This is a genomic window from Paraglaciecola arctica (genome assembly GCF_018861065.1).
Classification (GTDB): Bacteria; Pseudomonadota; Gammaproteobacteria; order Enterobacterales; family Alteromonadaceae; genus Paraglaciecola; species Paraglaciecola arctica_B.
The window spans coordinates 17591-34244 of the sequence record NZ_JAHKQO010000007.1 but is presented as its reverse complement, the minus strand read 5'-3'; the positions used below and the strand labels follow the sequence as shown (position 1 = coordinate 34244).

General features: G+C 41.3%; 22 protein-coding genes. 8 read left to right on the top strand and 14 right to left on the bottom strand.

The features are described from left to right. Positions 1-319 precede the first annotated feature (319 nt). Positions 320-847 carry a DUF2937 family protein gene (locus KO534_RS02325; protein WP_215926779.1) on the bottom strand — a complete coding sequence of 176 codons (528 nt, stop codon included), beginning with the start codon at positions 845-847 and terminating at the stop codon, positions 320-322. 107 nt (positions 848-954) lie between these two features. Between KO534_RS02325 and KO534_RS23360 the strand changes: the two genes are divergently transcribed. Then, positions 955-1428, top strand: a complete 474-nt coding sequence (locus KO534_RS23360) for a hypothetical protein (RefSeq protein ID WP_252731914.1) — start codon at positions 955-957, stop codon at positions 1426-1428. Between the two features lie 142 nt (positions 1429-1570). Further along, a complete protein-coding gene (locus KO534_RS02315; RefSeq protein ID WP_215926777.1) occupies positions 1571-2191 on the top strand; it encodes a DUF2726 domain-containing protein in 621 nt (206 codons plus the stop codon). 126 nt (positions 2192-2317) lie between these two features. Here KO534_RS02315 and mdh read toward each other — a convergent pair whose 3' ends face one another. Beyond that, positions 2318-3253, bottom strand: a complete 936-nt coding sequence (gene mdh / locus KO534_RS02310; RefSeq protein ID WP_215926775.1) for a malate dehydrogenase — start codon at positions 3251-3253, stop codon at positions 2318-2320. Positions 3254-3482: 229 nt separating this feature from the next. Here mdh and argR point away from each other — a divergent pair, with 229 nt between their 5' ends. The 4 genes from argR to KO534_RS02290 all read left to right on the top strand — a co-directional run bounded on the left by argR (position 3483) and on the right by KO534_RS02290 (position 6616). Beyond that, the gene (argR, locus tag KO534_RS02305) at positions 3483-3947 is read left to right on the top strand and encodes a transcriptional regulator ArgR (protein WP_215926773.1); all 465 of its coding nucleotides are present in this window, start codon (positions 3483-3485) and stop codon (positions 3945-3947) included. Further along, positions 3940-4512: a paraquat-inducible protein A gene (locus KO534_RS02300; RefSeq protein WP_215927345.1), complete on the top strand. Its 573-nt coding sequence runs from the start codon at positions 3940-3942 to the stop codon at positions 4510-4512. Before argR ends, KO534_RS02300 begins: the two co-directional genes overlap by 8 nt. Positions 4513-4637: 125 nt before the next feature. Next, complete coding sequence (locus KO534_RS02295; RefSeq protein ID WP_215926771.1) at positions 4638-6242, top strand: S41 family peptidase; 1605 nt, start codon at positions 4638-4640, stop codon at positions 6240-6242. A 20-nt stretch (positions 6243-6262) separates the two neighbouring features. Continuing rightward, positions 6263-6616 (top strand): hypothetical protein, encoded by a 354-nt coding sequence (locus tag KO534_RS02290; RefSeq protein ID WP_215926769.1) that lies wholly within the window; start codon positions 6263-6265, stop codon positions 6614-6616. 35 nt (positions 6617-6651) lie between these two features. Here the strand turns inward: KO534_RS02290 and KO534_RS02285 are convergent, their stop codons facing one another. From KO534_RS02285 to rpsJ, 12 genes are all read right to left on the bottom strand, one after another. Continuing rightward, entirely contained in the window at positions 6652-7278 is a 627-nt protein-coding gene (locus KO534_RS02285; protein WP_215926767.1) for a hypothetical protein, read from the bottom strand. 194 nt (positions 7279-7472) lie between these two features. Continuing rightward, positions 7473-7724 carry a 30S ribosomal protein S17 gene (gene rpsQ, locus KO534_RS02280; protein ID WP_215926765.1) on the bottom strand — a complete coding sequence of 84 codons (252 nt, stop codon included), beginning with the start codon at positions 7722-7724 and terminating at the stop codon, positions 7473-7475. A gap of 1 nt (position 7725) precedes the next feature. After that, positions 7726-7929 carry a 50S ribosomal protein L29 gene (rpmC, locus tag KO534_RS02275; protein WP_215926763.1) on the bottom strand — a complete coding sequence of 68 codons (204 nt, stop codon included), beginning with the start codon at positions 7927-7929 and terminating at the stop codon, positions 7726-7728. After that, positions 7929-8339: a 50S ribosomal protein L16 gene (rplP, locus tag KO534_RS02270; protein WP_215926761.1), complete on the bottom strand. Its 411-nt coding sequence runs from the start codon at positions 8337-8339 to the stop codon at positions 7929-7931. Before rplP ends, rpmC begins: the two co-directional genes overlap by 1 nt. Before the next feature lie 5 nt (positions 8340-8344). Continuing rightward, the gene (gene rpsC, locus KO534_RS02265) at positions 8345-9046 is read right to left on the bottom strand and encodes a 30S ribosomal protein S3 (RefSeq protein ID WP_215926759.1); all 702 of its coding nucleotides are present in this window, start codon (positions 9044-9046) and stop codon (positions 8345-8347) included. Positions 9047-9055: 9 nt separating this feature from the next. After that, positions 9056-9388 carry a 50S ribosomal protein L22 gene (gene rplV / locus KO534_RS02260; protein WP_215926757.1) on the bottom strand — a complete coding sequence of 111 codons (333 nt, stop codon included), beginning with the start codon at positions 9386-9388 and terminating at the stop codon, positions 9056-9058. Positions 9389-9398: 10 nt separating this feature from the next. Beyond that, positions 9399-9674 (bottom strand): 30S ribosomal protein S19, encoded by a 276-nt coding sequence (gene rpsS / locus KO534_RS02255; protein WP_014107406.1) that lies wholly within the window; start codon positions 9672-9674, stop codon positions 9399-9401. 15 nt (positions 9675-9689) lie between these two features. After that, positions 9690-10514 (bottom strand): 50S ribosomal protein L2, encoded by an 825-nt coding sequence (gene rplB / locus KO534_RS02250; protein WP_215926755.1) that lies wholly within the window; start codon positions 10512-10514, stop codon positions 9690-9692. A gap of 14 nt (positions 10515-10528) precedes the next feature. Then, complete coding sequence (gene rplW / locus KO534_RS02245) at positions 10529-10831, bottom strand: 50S ribosomal protein L23 (RefSeq protein ID WP_215926753.1); 303 nt, start codon at positions 10829-10831, stop codon at positions 10529-10531. Beyond that, positions 10828-11433, bottom strand: a complete 606-nt coding sequence (gene rplD / locus KO534_RS02240) for a 50S ribosomal protein L4 (RefSeq protein ID WP_215926751.1) — start codon at positions 11431-11433, stop codon at positions 10828-10830. The genes rplW and rplD overlap by 4 nt, the downstream gene beginning before the upstream one ends. A gap of 18 nt (positions 11434-11451) precedes the next feature. Continuing rightward, entirely contained in the window at positions 11452-12090 is a 639-nt protein-coding gene (rplC, locus tag KO534_RS02235; protein WP_215926749.1) for a 50S ribosomal protein L3, read from the bottom strand. Positions 12091-12107: 17 nt separating this feature from the next. After that, the gene (gene rpsJ, locus KO534_RS02230; protein WP_006012796.1) at positions 12108-12419 is read right to left on the bottom strand and encodes a 30S ribosomal protein S10; all 312 of its coding nucleotides are present in this window, start codon (positions 12417-12419) and stop codon (positions 12108-12110) included. Between the two features lie 514 nt (positions 12420-12933). Here rpsJ and KO534_RS02225 point away from each other — a divergent pair. After that, complete coding sequence (locus KO534_RS02225; RefSeq protein ID WP_215926747.1) at positions 12934-14073, top strand: HupE/UreJ family protein; 1140 nt, start codon at positions 12934-12936, stop codon at positions 14071-14073. 219 nt (positions 14074-14292) lie between these two features. Beyond that, the gene (locus KO534_RS02220; protein WP_252731933.1) at positions 14293-16446 is read left to right on the top strand and encodes a GspE/PulE family protein; all 2154 of its coding nucleotides are present in this window, start codon (positions 14293-14295) and stop codon (positions 16444-16446) included. The last annotated feature ends 208 nt before the right edge of the window (positions 16447-16654 follow it).

The following is a 16654-nucleotide window of genomic DNA, read 5'->3' as shown; positions in this document are numbered from 1 at the left end:
GTGGGGCAGTAAACTGTGTTAGTCAAGGCCATGTAGCGAAGTATTAGCCATTCATCACCTATGGCTTTCAGCTACTTTAACCTTAGCTCGGGATAAGAAATGTCGACAACAAAAAAAATTTAATTAAATTTCAATGAGATACGAACTTCATCGATACTTATTAACGGTCAATTTGGGGTAAGAACAAAAATAGCGTCGCTTACAGGCGTTGGTTATCCCGAGTTCAGGTTACTTTAGATGACCAATCACCTAAATCCACACGTGACTCAATTAACTTGGAATAACCATATCTTATCCCTTTAAGGATATTGCATTGAATTCAATTATTAGGACTGTGTTTATGGGGGCGAAAACACAGCAAACAAAAACCCAAAAGATGTAGCACTGCTTCCAACCCAATGGTAATCAAAAAACCGCAGACTATGCCCCAAATCAAGGCTTGAGGGTCGATAAGGATCATATAGCTATATTGTTCCATGGTCTGTTGAATAATTTGTTTATCTGCTGATGTGACAACATGTAACACTCGCCAAAGTGCTTGTTGCTGCAGAGACTGGGCTTCTTGTTGTAGTGTGGCCACGCGATCAGAGATAAAACGAATGTTTCGGGCATCATCATTAAAAACAAGGTCTTCGCTACTTTCATAATGTTTAACGAGCTCCTCGACGTTACCACCAAAATAACGATCAGCTGTTTGTTGGAACCCAGCAAAAATTTGTAACGCTTCTGATAAACGGGCATCGACCCGTTTTTCGTATTGATCAACCACTGCAGGAACTTGAATACCGATTAACAACCCGCTACAAAAAAGTATAAGTCGTAAGTAATCTAAACAAAATTTTATCATTTCTATACTCATTCACGGGCAAACATACCTTTGCTCACCTGAATTGCCTTGCTGCTAAGGTTATGAACTTCTATAGTAAACAAAAGCGTTAACACGGGGATAGTTGTTTGTTAAATTTTAAATTGAAAAGTTCAATCTTGTTGACTGCTTTAACTAGCATAACATTGCAGGCTCAAGACTATACAGTAACAGATACCGTGGCGTTGCAAGCACAATCAGAGGTGGTGGAATCACAACCGTCCGAGCCAGAAAAACTAACTGCTAGTGACTCAGAATCGACTACTACAACCCAAACGTCTAGCCCGATGTGCCCGGCGGATTTCTTTAGTTTACCTCTATACCCCAATGCCAAATTTTGTCAGTTATTTGACCACGGGTTACCTGCAAGCATGTCCTACTTCGCAATCAGTAATCAGCAAAGTGCAAAGGATTTTTATATCTCCCAAATGGGTCAAGCTGAACAAGAGAAAATGCTCAATGGCCGCATAGTACTGCAATATTCAAATGGGCAACAAATAGTTGTGATCTCCAAAGATGGCCAAGGTAGTCAAATAGATATCCTAATAAAATCGGCTGGTTAAAGTTAAAAACGACAGAAATATAGATCCACTCCTAATCCACATCATTGAAGCCCTTCTCTACCACTCATTGGCACTTTCTTTGCTTAGTTAGGAGAAAGATTAATACTGAGTCAATTTTCCGACATTGACTTTTGGAGGCAAAGTGGAACTAGCAATTGTTTTGATGATGTTACTTATTATAGTAGCAGTAGGCGCAATGAAACTTAATGAACCAGGTTTAACCTTTCCTTTTAGAAAGAAAGGCAACTTGTTCACCCCTGTTGAGCGTACGTTTTTAGAGCTTATCGAAGAAGCTGTAGGGAATGAGTTTCGTATTTTATGCAGAGTAAAGATGAGCGATATCTTAACTATCCACCAAAATGCAGATAAAAAAACTATCAAAAATGCCGCTTCACGAGCCGGCAGCAAACATTTAGATTTTGTGCTTTGCTCCAAAAAAGATATGACACCAATACTTGCGATAGATTTAGTCCACAATAGTGGAAAAGATGGATATAAGAGCCAGCGAGATTTTTATGTAAGCGGTGCACTTGATGCAGCTCATATTCCGCACGTGAGAATCAAAGTGCGATCAGGTTACAAAGCGCTAGACATCAGAGAATGTATTCAGGCTAAGCTGCCTAAACCTAAGTTAAAACAATTAACCGCTCCAACATCACAAAGTGGCGGAAAATTGGCATCTGCGTTAGCAAGACAATCTAAACCAACTAGGCCAATTCAGACTAATAAAACTGTACCAAGTCGCCCTGTAGCTGCTGCTTAGTAGCCAGGTAACAATGACTAATTGATTGTTAATCAATATATTTGGACGTAAAAAAAGCCCCTTAGGTACTTCTTTAAGGGGCTTTTTGTTATTGCATCAAATTAGTAAATCAGTAAAAACTAATCTTTAACCTTTTACAAATTCAACGCCTAAAGCGATATCACCACGTAAACCATCCAACATAGCTTGTTTAGCGTTTTCTTCAAACTCACTTAGCTCGCCGTAAGATAAAATTTCTTCTACGCCATTTTTACCTAAACGTACTGGGTGAGAGAAAAATTCAGCATCGTCGCTGTTGGTTTCAACATAAGTATATTCAACTACGTTTTCACCGCGCATGGCGTCTACTAAAGACAAGCAGAATCTTGCTGCAGCTTGACCCATAGAAAGTGTCGCGGATCCGCCACCAGCTTTTGCTTCAACAACTTCAGTACCCGCGTTTTGGATACGAGTAGTTAAACTTGAGACTTCTTCATCTGTGAACTCCACACCTTTTACTTGAGATAAAAGAGGTAAAATAGTGGTACCAGAGTGTCCGCCAATTACAGGCACATGCACGTTAGCAGGGTTTAATCCCTTCAGGTTACCTACAAATGTTTCTGAACGAATAACATCAAGAGTCGTCACACCAAATAGTTTATTTTTGTTATAAACACCTTTAGCTTTTAACGCTTCTGCCGCAATAGCAACTGTAGTGTTAACTGGGTTAGTAATCACACAAGTACACGCTTCTGGACAATTATCAGCAATAGCATCAACTAAATTTCTAACAATTCCAGCATTGATGTTAAATAAATCAGAACGATCCATACCTGGTTTGCGCGGTACTCCAGCTGGGATCAATACAATGTCACAACCGGTCAACGCATCGGCTAAATCTTCTTTTCCGAAACCCTGTACTTTCACATCAGTAGGGATGTGACTTAAATCTACCGCTACACCAGGAACCACTGGAGCAACATCATACAAATTTAACTCTGAGCCAGCTGGCAATTGAGTTTTTAATAATAATGACAACGCTTGGCCGATACCACCGGCTGCACCTAATACGGCTATTTTCATGATTCTCTCCTGTGAAAAGCTTGCTGCTTTGCAATAATCAAAACTAACATGGTTGGTAAAATATAATTCTTAGTCAATATTTTAGACCGCGGGATTATACTAGGGTCTGGTTAGATTTAACAGGCAGCTATGTTTTATCATATACTCTTTACATTCTTTAAGCTGGCAAATTGCTTAAACCCAAGCAATACGGCAAAATACCTCCATCAACCCACGCAATTAGCTGCATATGGCCACCAATAAACAAGACGCATTGATAAAAGCATTTAAAAATATCCTGAAAACCGAAAGTTTTGGGTCTCAAGGCGATATAGTCGAAGCCCTAAAAACCCAGCAGTTTGATAATATTAGTCAATCCAAAGTCTCGCGGATGTTGAGCAAATTTGGCGCGGTTCGTACTCGAAACGCTCGCGGTGACATGGTTTATTGTTTACCTCCTGAAATGGGTATGCCAACGGCAAAAAGCCCGCTTAAGCAGTTGGTGCTTGATATTGTACACAACAATGTGATGGTGATTATTCGTACCAGTCCTGGTGCAGCTCAGTTGATTGCTCGTCTGTTAGATTCATTGGGTAAAAAAGACGGTGTGCTAGGCACTATTGCTGGAGACGACACAATTTTTATCGCCCCTGCAGACATTAAAACGATTGAAGATACTCGTAAACGTGTAGAAGCATTGTTTGAAAATGTATAAAAAGCATATCGGTTTTGCATTAAACATCGCGGCGCTAGGGTTTTTCTTTCCTGGTATTTTACTCACCATGTTTTCATTTAATATGGAAATGGCGGCTAGGTTAAGCGGCTCAGACCTTAGATCATCGTTAATAGACAAGGAATTATCTATTATGGCGACCATAAGTGAATTATGGGACGACCAACGTTTGTTGGTTGCCGCATTGATATTTGTGTTTTCAGTTTGCATTCCGTTGCTAAAAACACTGCTTTTGTGTTTTGCCTACTTTAATAAATCTCTGCAAGTTGAAAAAAGACTTATTAATTTTGTCGCGTCTATAGGTAAATGGTCTATGGCTGATGTCTTTGTCATTGCTATATTTTTAGCAATCATGTCTACCAACCATGCAGATACTTCTACCACTGAACAGTTCAGCGTATTTGGCTTTAAAATTGCGTTGGACATTAGTACCCAAACATTATCTGCCGCTGGTGAAGGTTTTTATTACTTCACTGCATACTGTTTGCTGTCATTGATCGGTACGCAATTCGCAAGTTCTGCGATTAAATCGAAAGCAGCTAATTGAACGAATATTTCGTCAGTTGACACTCTTTGCAGAGTAAACGAATCTAGGTTTTTACTTGTAGTCATGACAGAGAAATCCAATAAAACTCTTTGTTAAAAATTATATCCGTAAGAAGAACTGTATCTATGAACCAAACACCATTAGCCATTTTTATTGTAACCATGAGTTTTATATTAACCTCTTGCGGTGGCAGTGATTCGAATACCGGGAAGCCCCCCATCCCTAATACAAATGAGCCAGAATGGGTAGCTGGCCAGTATGCTGAGGCTGCAAACTACAAGAACCTCTGCTCTGCTCCACGAACAGGTCCCGATAGCAATGGAGATACCTTCTTGGACTCTCAAGGCACCGCAATGCATGAAAAAATGTGGCTTCGTTCTTGGACTGAAGATACCTACCTTTGGTACAGCGAAGTTGCTGATAACAACCCGTCGAATTTTTCCGTAGCAGACTATTTTAGTCAGCTAAAAACCACTGAATTAACGATAAGCGGTTCCAATAAAGATAATTTCCATTTTTCGCAATCTACACAAGAATACAATAAGCGTACTCAAAGTGGGGTGACTTCTGGATACGGCATCAGTTGGGAATACCTGAGTACTAGTTCGCCACGGCGTATAATCGTACGTTACACAGAACCCAACTCCCCTGCCGCCATGGCAGGTGTCAGTCGTGGATACGAATTAAAAACAATCGATGGCGTTGATTTTGTTAACGCAACCAATCAGCTTGATGTAGATAAAATCAATGCCGCCTTAAGTCCTGCGGATGCCGGGCAAACTTTTAATTTTGTATTTGCCGATAGCGCTGGAAATCAAGTGTTAGAAACGAATTTAACATCCGCGAATATCGAATTACGCCCAGTTCAAAATGTTAAAGTACTCAACACTGCGGCTGGTAAAATCGGTTATATGCAATTCAATTCGTTCATCAGAACAGCTCAAGATGCACTTATTGATGGTTTTCAAACATTTGTAGATCAAGGTGTCACTGAACTAATAATCGACCTACGGTATAACGGTGGGGGTCTGCTAGCCATGGCTTCGCAAGTCGCTTATATGGTTGCTGGAGGCGCCCAAACTAACAATCAAGATTTTGAAACTTTGCAGTTCAATGATAAATACCCTACCCAAGACCCAATTACAGGCAACACGATACAACCTACGCCTTTTTACTCTAAAGAAATAGACTGGACGTCGAACACATTAACAAACAACACTTTACCTTCAGTAGAGGTAACTAGAGTATTCATCTTAGCGACAGACAACACTTGTTCTGCTAGTGAAGCGGTGATAAATGGTTTACGAGGCATAGATGTTGAGGTGGTATTAATCGGCGATACAACATGTGGCAAACCCTTTGGGTTTTATGCAACGGACAATTGCAGTACCACTTACTTCACCATTCAATTTCAAGGTGTCAATGCTAAGGGTTTTGGTGAGTATTCTGATGGTTTTATCCCAGTCACCACTCCAATATTTGACGACCAACTACCGGGTTGTTCAATTGCAGATGATTTCTCCGCTCAACTTGGTGATGAAAATGAGGCGTTGTTAGCATCGGCTATTGGTTACGCCGAAACTGGAATTTGTCCGCCCCAATCTAAAATAGCCAAAAGCGCTCTCGAGAAAAAGAATGTAGAACCCTCAGGTATAGCCATTAAAACACCTAACACATTTCTTGATTCGCTCAAGATCCTAACACCTATTAGTGAACCTGCAGCCTTGTGATAACAAAAAAACGGATAGTAATGATAACTGCAGCAAGCATGTTGGTTGGCTGCAATATGATGCAGTCACAACATTTTGTCACGGCGTTACTTGAGAAACCCTCACCCGCCACTCGAGTAATATTAGAGCGAGCCGCTGGTAACTTATTAAATAGTCAGACTATTAAACTCGCAGATAGCGCTTTTACCGAAAGTGCCACAATTATTGTTGAGGCTATTCAAGTCCAAAACAGTCAGGGGCAGTTGTTAAACGGGCGTGAAATACGTACAGCGATCACTTTGTCGTTGTTGTCTAATGATAAGAAATGTTACTTACGACATGACCAAAGTGGACAAATAGAGTATCTAGGCCAAATCAAGTGCAAGGCGATATAGCCGTTGGTTGGGTAACCGTTGGGAAGATAACAGGATTACTTTAACATTCGTAAGCCAATGCAAAAAAACCAACCAACAAACAAGATTAGGTAAAGGTTTGCAATCGAATAAAAAGCCGGATGCAGCAATATCATACCTAAAACACCAACCAATCCACCCCATATAGCAAGAACTCTATATGTTGTTTTCATTTTGAACAAATAGCTATTAATAAGTATTAACCACACATCACCCGCAAATTCGGTACTGCCTCTAAATTTCTGCAAAAAAGTGAAGTATTCCCTGAACTCATTGGATTGACTTAGCGTGTTAACATCGTTAGTCACAATAAAGGTGGAAGAAATTTCGATTAGTCCAATTGAAACAAAGTAACATACTGCGACAAAACACGATAAGGTGATTAGGCTCTCATAAATATTGTGGGGTCTTTTTTCGTCATAGAGTAAAGCATAGTTGCTTAATAACACCGCGCCTGCAAACACTATCCAAACTACAAAATAGTAAGCTTGTATGAGCAAAGCATGTTGCCTAATAGAATCAGCGCGAGTATCCGAATTACCAACAAAGTCAGGTACAATAATGAAGGAAACCACGTAACCCAAAAACAAACACATGGCAGCAATCAGTGATGAGCCTGCACCTATATGTGTCACTTTTATCACTAGATTTTTCCCAAATAAGCAAAGATCCTATTAGCCATAAAGTGGCATACCTCAGTTTTTTGATCAACAACCATTGTCTGCTTCACCTGCCCTGCAAGGGCTCATCGAAGGCGTCCAAACTAACTCTACCAACACAAAAAAAGGTGCTTATCTTACGATAAGCACCTTTTTAATTTATTACCTAAAACTTGTTATTAAGCTTTAGTCACAACGTCAACTAACATCCAGTTTTTAGATTTAGACAAAGGACGACATTCACGAATTGTGACTACGTCTCCTTGATTACACTGGTTAGTTTCGTCATGTGCGTGTAGCTTAGTAGTACGCTTAATGAACTTACCATAAATAGGGTGTTTCACTTTACGTTCTACTGCAACGGTAATGGACTTATCCATTTTGTTGCTAACCACACGACCTTGTACTGTACGAAATGTTTGTTCAGTCATCTTAAGCTCCTACTGGGGCATTAGACTTTTCAGTCAGAATGGTTTTAACACGCGCGATACTGCGACGCACTTTACGAAGACCGTCAGTTTTTTCAAGCTGACCTGTGCTCGCTTGCATACGCAAGTTGAATTGTTCACGAAGCAAATTTAATAGCTCTGCGTTCAACTCTTCTACGCTTTTTTCTTTCAGTTCTGTGGCTTTCATTACATCACCGTCCGAGTTACGAAAGTTGTTTTAAAGGGCAGTTTTGACGCTGCCAATGCAAACGCTTCGCGTGCTACTTCTTCTGGAACACCTTCCATTTCGTATAAAACACGACCTGGCTGAATTTGGCATACCCAGTATTCAACGTTACCTTTACCTTTACCTTGACGCACTTCTAGAGGCTTCTCAGTAATTGGCTTGTCAGGGAAAACTCGAATCCAAATTTTACCTTGACGTTTAACGGCACGCGTCATAGCACGACGAGCTGCTTCGATTTGGCGCGCGGTCATTCGACCACGTCCTACGGATTTTAGTCCGTATGTTCCGAAACTTACACTGTCACCCGCAGCAAAACCACGGTTACGACCTTTATGCATTTTACGGAACTTCATACGTTTAGGTTGTAACATAATTATTAGCCCTCACGCTTAGGAGCACGGCCCTTCTTCTTAGGTGCGGCAGCTGGCTGCTCGTGAGTAAGTGGCATGCCACCTAATACTTCACCTTTGAAGATCCATACTTTTACACCAATGATACCGTACTGAGTATCAGCTTCTGACGTTGCATAGTCGATGTCAGCACGGAAAGTGTGTAATGGAACACGACCTTCACGATACCACTCGGCACGTGCAATTTCAGCACCGCCTAAACGGCCGCTTACTTGTACTTTGATACCTTTAGCACCAATTCGCATTGCATTTTGAACCGCACGCTTCATAGCACGACGGAACATAACCCGACGTTCTAATTGGCTAGCAATACTATCTGCAACAAGTTGTCCGTCTAATTCAGGCTTACGCACTTCAGCAATGTTAATCTGAGCTGGCACACCGGCTAGCTTAGATACATACTTACGTAGCTTCTCAACGTCTTCACCTTTTTTACCGATAACAACACCAGGACGAGCAGTGTGTATAGTTACACGTATGCTTTTCGCTGGACGTTCGATAACGATCTTCGAAAGTGAAGCACTCTTAAGTGCCTTAGTCAGATACTGACGTACCTGATGATCATTAAACAGGTTATCTGCATAATCTGCAGTATTAGCGTACCAGGTAGATGTCCATGGTTTGCTGATACCCAGGCGTATACCTGTAGGATGTACCTTCTGTCCCATTACTTTCTCCTAGTTATCAGACACAACAACAGTGATGTGACTGCTACGCTTAAATATACGATCAGCACGGCCTTTGGCTCTTGGCTTGATACGCTTCATAGTTGGACCTTCGTCAACAAAGATTTGTGATACTGACAATTCGTCGATATCTGCACCTTCGTTATGTTCGGCGTTCGCAATCGCTGACTCTAATACTTTCTTGATTAGATCGGCACCTTTCTTTTGGCTATAAGCCAAAACTTCAAGGGCCTTTTCAACGTGTAAACCACGAATTTGATCTGCTACCAAGCGAGCCTTTTGAGCAGAGGTACGAGCATGACGATGTTTAGCAAAAGCTTCCATAATCTATTTCCTATCTCTTGGCTTTCTTATCCGCGACATGGCCACGGTAAGTACGCGTTGGAGCAAATTCGCCCAATTTATGGCCGACCATTTCGTCACTGACAAATACAGGAACGTGTTGACGACCGTTATGGACCGCAATGGTCAACCCAATCATATCTGGGATGATCATAGAGCGACGAGACCAAGTCTTAATTGGTTTTTTCTCGCCTTTCTCCACTGCAGCCTCAACCTTCTTCAGCAAGTGTAGGTCTATGAATGGACCCTTCTTGAGAGAACGTGGCATGGTGAATCCTCGCTGTTACTTATTACGACGACGTACGATTAATTTATCAGTACGCTTGTTACTACGTGTTTTCTTACCCTTAGTTGGAACGCCCCAAGGTGAAACAGGATGACGGCCACCAGAGGTACGACCTTCACCACCACCATGTGGGTGATCAACAGGGTTCATGGCAACACCACGTACAGTTGGGCGGATACCGCGCCATCTGTTCGCACCGGCTTTACCAAGTGAACGTAGCATGTGTTCTGCATTACCGATTTCACCAATGGTGGCACGGCAATCTGCTAATACTCGGCGCACTTCACCAGAACGTAAACGAAGAGTTACATAACCCTCGGCACGCGCTAGTATCTGAGCGTAAGTACCTGCAGAACGAGCAATTTGAGCACCTTTACCAGGCTTCATTTCAATAGCGTGTACCGTAGTACCTACTGGAATGTTACGCATTGGTAAAGTATTACCTGATTTAATCGGTGCATCAGAACCTGATTGGATTGCATCACCAGCTTTAGCACCTTTTGGAGCTAAAATATAACGACGCTCACCATCTGCATATAATACCAAAGCGATATTAGCAGAACGGTTTGGATCGTATTCTAAACGTTCAATTTTGGCAGGAATGCCGTCTTTGTTACGTTTAAAATCGATAACACGATAATGATGCTTGTGACCACCACCAATGTGACGCACGGTAATGCGACCATTGTTGTTACGACCACCCGATTTGCTGTTCTTTTCAAGCAAAGGAGCATAAGGTGCGCCTTTGTGTAGGTCAGGGTTAATAACCTGAACTACGTGACGACGACCAGCTGAAGTCGGCTTAGCTTTCAATAATGGCATATCTAATCCCCTTCTTAACCTTCGCTGCCAGCAAAGTCGATGTCTTGACCTTCTTTAAGCACGACGTAGGCTTTTTTCCAGTCTTTACGCTTGCCGAAAGATGCACCATGACGTTTGGTTTTACCCTTAACGTTTAGGGTACGAACAGAATCAACTTCAACTTCAAACAATTTTTCAACTGCTGCTTTGATTTCTTCTTTGTTCGCATCTTTGACTACTTTCAAAACAACAGTGTTGTTTAGTTCAGCAGATAGCGTTGCTTTTTCAGAAACATGTGGTGCTAATAACACCTTAAGTAGACGCTCTTCATTTATCATGCTAGCGACTCCTCTAATTGTTTAACTGCATCAGCAGTCATCAATACTTTTTCGAATGCAATAAGACTTACTGGGTCAATACCCTGAACATCACGAACGTCAACTTTATATAAGTTACGTGCAGATAAGAATAAATTCTCATCTACTTCTGATGTCACAATAAGTACATCTTTAAGTTCAAACTCTTTCAACTTAGAAATTAATTCTTTAGTTTTAGGTGTTTCAACTGCAAATTTTTCAACTACGATTAAACGTTCTTGACGTACCAATTCAGAAAGGATGCTTTGTATCGCACCACGGTACATCTTCTTGTTAACCTTTTGACTGTGATCCTGAGGCTTCGCTGCAAAAGTTACACCACCAGAACGCCAGATAGGACTACGGATTGTACCAGCACGGGCACGACCTGTTCCTTTTTGACGCCAAGGTTTGGCACCACCACCGCGTACTTCAGAGCGTGTTTTTTGCGCTTTAGAACCCTGACGAGCTCCAGCACCGAATGCTACTACTACTTGATGTACTAGAGCTTCGTTAAAATCACGTCCAAAAGTTGCTTCGGATACTTCAAGACCGCCTTTAGCGTCTTTCAATACTAATTCCATCACTTAACTCCCCAGACGTTACGCTTTGATAGCAGCTTTGATAATGACATCGCCGCCAGGAGCACCAGGAACTGTACCTTTAACTAATAAAAGGTTGTTCTCAGCATCTACTCGCACTACGTCCAAAGACTGCATAGTTACGCGTTTGTTACCCATCTGACCGGCCATTTTCTTACCTTTGAAAACTTTACCTGGTGATTGGTTTTGACCAATCGAACCCGGTGCACGGTGCGACAATGAGTTACCATGTGTGTTACGTTGGTGGCTAAAGTTCCAGCGCTTAATCGCACCTTGGAAACCTTTACCTTTAGAAGTTCCGACAACGTCAACCAATTTAGTTTCAGCAAAAATTTCAACAGTGATTTCACTGCCAACTTCTATGCCTTCACCTTCATTGTTGTCTAAACGAAACTCCCACAACCCACGACCTGCTTCCACGCCAGCTTTAGCAAAATGACCTGCTGAAGCTTTATTTACGCGGTTAGCTTTTTTATCGCCAGCTGTTACTTGAAGCGCTTTGTACCCGTCGGTTTCTTCAGTACGTAACTGAGTAACACGATTCGGGGTGGCTTCTATCACAGTCACAGGAATAGACACACCATCTTCAGTGAAGATGCGAGTCATACCTACTTTACGACCGATAAGACCAATCGCCATGTTAAAACCCTCTCTTGTTAGCCCAGGCTGATTTGAACATCAACACCGGCAGCCAAGTCCAATCTCATCAACGCATCTACTGTTTTATCAGTAGGTTCAATGATATCCACCAAACGTTTATGTGTACGAATTTCATACTGATCACGCGCATCTTTATTTACGTGAGGTGAAGTAAGTACTGTGTAACGCTCTTTACGTGTAGGTAGAGGAATGGGACCGCTAACCTGAGCACCTGTACGTTTCGCAGTTTCAACGATTTCAGCCGTAGACTGATCGATCAACTTGTGATCAAACGCTTTCAAACGAATACGAATTCTTTGATTTGGCATCGATTAAGCTCCAACCGAAAGAACAAAAAAAATCACCCACGCCATCAATTAATATTGATAGGAGGATGTGTGTAAACTGCTAACCCCCAATTGGGGTCCTGTTTTAGTATCAACGTGCAACCTATGTAAACATTTGTTGCTAGAGATTATCTAAAGTAGTGACAAGCACTAATTGACCTAGATAACCGCCCGTTAATCACGTCGCTACTAACAAGTTAGTGGGACAGTGGGCGCGCATTATACATACCAATAAATAGAATGCAACCGCTTAAGCAATGAAAATACCTGACGCGCCTTATTTGTTGATCCTATTTACGTCAATATCTGTTGCCCAGCCTGAGTTTTCGAATGACACCTAATTATTTATTATGTGTTGTGATATTAGGTCAGATATCATATTCGTTTTGCCGCCTCGCCTTATTCAGCTCTATTACATACTGCTCTGAAATGGTAGCAAATGAAGTTAAGCTAGATTAACCAAGTAGTCAGATTGTTTTTAAAGGAATCAATACCAATGAAGCATCCACACACCACGTTGTCAGTTAGTGCTGTTTTTCGTTATATCATCGCTACTATGTGGATACTTTTAGCTGGTTATGCCAATGCCCATCAAACAAGTACGGGCTACCTCAATCTGGATACTAAGGATATGCAGATTAACAAAGGACAAATCCAGCTTCGATGGTCTGATTTAGAAACGAGTCTTGCTTTGGGCGACAATACTGTTAAGCAACTATTATTAGCGGAAATCCAAAGTCAACAAACTGCAGTCGTAAGTTACTTAAAGAAACATATGCATTTTATGGTTGAACAAAGTCCCTGTATCATCACTTTCACACCGCCACTGCAAGTCAGCGAACACTTTGATGAACACTATATGGTTGCTAACTTTAATTGGTCATGCCCAATTGAGTCAGAGCAACTGACAATAAACTACAGTGCCATTTTTCAACAAGATAACGCCCATAGCCTTCTAATCTACGTCGAAGATAACAACAGTTCTGTAAGTGGTGTTATTAAAAAAGAAGACGAGAGTTTTGTAGTTGATTTTACCCAAGCCTCGCAATGGGAAACCTTTACACTTTATGTTTATCAAGGTGTATTGCATATTTTTATGGGAATAGATCATATTTTATTTCTCATAGCCTTATTACTAACTTGTGCTTTAAGTCGAGAAGAACAACACTGGAAACAAGCAACCAATAACAAGAGCGTATACAAAAACGCTGCTTGGATTGTGACTGCATTTACATTAGCCCACTCACTTACACTCACCGCGACGGCAATGGAATTAATTGTGCCAAACAGTAGATGGGTTGAACTAGGCATTGCAATTTCAGTTTTGCTGACGGCCCTGAATAATATTTGGCCGGTTATTATTAGGCTTGGCTGGATTACTTTCGCATTTGGTCTATTGCATGGCATGGGGTTTGCCGGAGTATTAGGTGAGTTAGGGTTAGCCCGAGATCAAAAATTATTGTCGATACTCTCTTTTAATTTAGGCGTAGAGGTGGGGCAACTTATGATTCTGATAATAGTGTTGCCACTACTAATTTTGGCTAGTAAGCGAAACTGGTATCAACAGTATGGAGTCAAAATTGGTTCGGCGATGATAGCGCTTATTGCACTAAGTTGGAGTGTTCAACGCTTTTGAAATAATCATTAATAAGTGAACTAGTGCAAAGCAATAGTATCGGATCATTGAGAATAAAGTAGAAGTAGTTTGCTGTAAGTGAATGCTCGGTTATAGTAAGTGCTTAAATACCTAGAAGAAAAACAGCAAAGACGCACACTGAAAAAATTTATGAACGCAGACGTTAATCAAAATCATCTCGATCGCATCAACCAGCTACTTAAGACGTATCCCTCTCTTATGGATGCCTATCATAAGTTAGAACCCTTTGTTTTGGGTTTATTTGATGCTGAACGTATGAGTATTTTTCAGCGTCGCCGCCAGCATCAAGACTTAGTAGCGCGCTTTAAAACGGGAAAAGAAACACGGGAAATCAAAGTACCTATTAGCCCTATGTCAATTGCAGGCTATGTTGCGTTGAGTCAATTACCTCTGATTATTAACGACCCCTACAATAAAGAAGAACTAGCAAGTATTCATAAGCGCCTTAATTTTGCAGATAAATTCGACAAAGGCTCAACCTTTAAGACACGCAATATTATTTGTATTCCTATCCTTGATTCTGGTGTTCTGATGGGCGTAATGCAAATCATCAATAAAAAAGATTCGTCCTTTACTGAAGATGATCTTGCCCTTGCCAACGCTATTGCAGAAATCATGGGAAGAAAGTTTCGTTACGAATTAGGTGGAACCAGTCAACCCTTTGATTATTTAGTGCACCGCAATCTTATTGCTGAAAAGGAATTAAAAAAGCTACAAGAAACCAGTCATGACAGCCGTCAGTTAGTACAACGCTTAACATCTGAACACAGAGTGCCGGAAGATGACTTAGGTAACGCTTTATCAGTTCACTTCCAAGTACCTTATTTAGCCTACTTACCCGACAAATATCACCTGTATCAAAGCGACAGTAAACTTAATTTATCTTACTTAAAGCGCAATTTTGTAGCGGTATTAGCTGATGTAAACGAAAATCCCATTGTATTGATGTCAGAGCCTAATAACGCCACTTTATTAATGGAAATTGAAAGTGCTTTAGGGATAGATAGTTACGAAATATCAGTTAGTTTGCCTAACATTATACTGCAGTATTTAGGAGAAGCCGCAGGCGGTGGAGCGGGTCCTGGGGCAATGGACGAGATCCTCGATGAAATTGGTACTAGTGCTGATGAATTAGACGAACAAACTGATGAAATGTCAGACGATGCGCCTGCTGTTGTGAGACTAGTTAGCAGAGTGCTACATGATGCCAAACGTCTTAACGCATCGGATATTCACGTTGACCCCGAAAAAAACGCACCCACTCGAGTACGTATGCGTATAGATGGGGTTTGTAGGGATGTCACTCAAGTGCCAGCATCTCACCACAGTGCTGTCATCGCCCGTATTAAAATCATGTCAAATCTGAACATCGCTGAAAAGCGCGTACCTCAAGATGGTAAATTGTCGTTCAGAATGTCAGGGCAACTCATTGAAGTGCGGGTCGCAACTATCCCGACCATTGCCGGCGAAGGCGTGGTAATGCGGATATTAGCTGCCGGTGGTGCTATGCCACTAAGCAAACTAAACTTGTCCCCCCGCAATCATGAAAAAATTCTTGAACTAGTACAAAAACCTCATGGGATCATGTTAGTAGTAGGACCGACTGGTTCGGGTAAAACCACAACATTGCATGCTGTTTTAGGACACATAAATACACCGGAAAAGAAAATTTGGACTGCAGAAGACCCAGTTGAAATAACCCAACCGGGCTTACAGCAAGTCCAAGTCAGCGCCAAAATAGGCTTTACTTTTGCCAATGCTTTACGCGCTTTTTTACGTGCCGACCCTGACATTATTTTAATTGGTGAAATGCGTGATAAAGAAACCGCCCATGCAGGTATCGAAGCTTCACTTACAGGGCACTTAGTATTTTCTACACTGCATACCAACTCGGCTCCAGAAACAATTTCTCGACTGTTAGACTTGGGGCTTGATCCAGTCAACTTTTCAGATGCTTGTGTGGGTATTTTAGCGCAACGTTTGATTAGAACCATTTGTCCAAATTGCAAAGAGAAATACCCTGCAAGCGAAACGGACTTAGCCTTTATTAAACGCCAATATGGCGAAGAATATATCTCAGAGCTTAATTTACCTGAGCCACTCATGCTATACAGAGGCAAAGGTTGCGATGAATGTGGAGATACAGGTTATAGAGGCAGAACAGGTGTGCACGAATTATTGTCAATGACTGGGGAGTTACGTTCTTTAGTATATAAAGAGGCCTCTGTACATGACATGCAAGATCAAGCCATGGCAGACGGCATGCGAACACTTACCCAAGACGGGATTCTAAAAGTAATAAAAGGTGATACAGATATTCCGCAAATTCAAATTATTAGCGGCACCGGGTAATTATTTACCTCACTATAAATGCACTGTTACCGCCCTATAAAATGGTGTTTTTTATCAATATTTAAGCTGGTAAATCAGAACAAAATGGGCTGTGCTGAATCCTATACAGCGCGCTTAAATCAGTTTAGGGCATTTTCAAACGCATCACTTGTAGATAAAAGCCATAGTGATATTGTATTTTGATTCCACGACATTTAATTAACGTCAA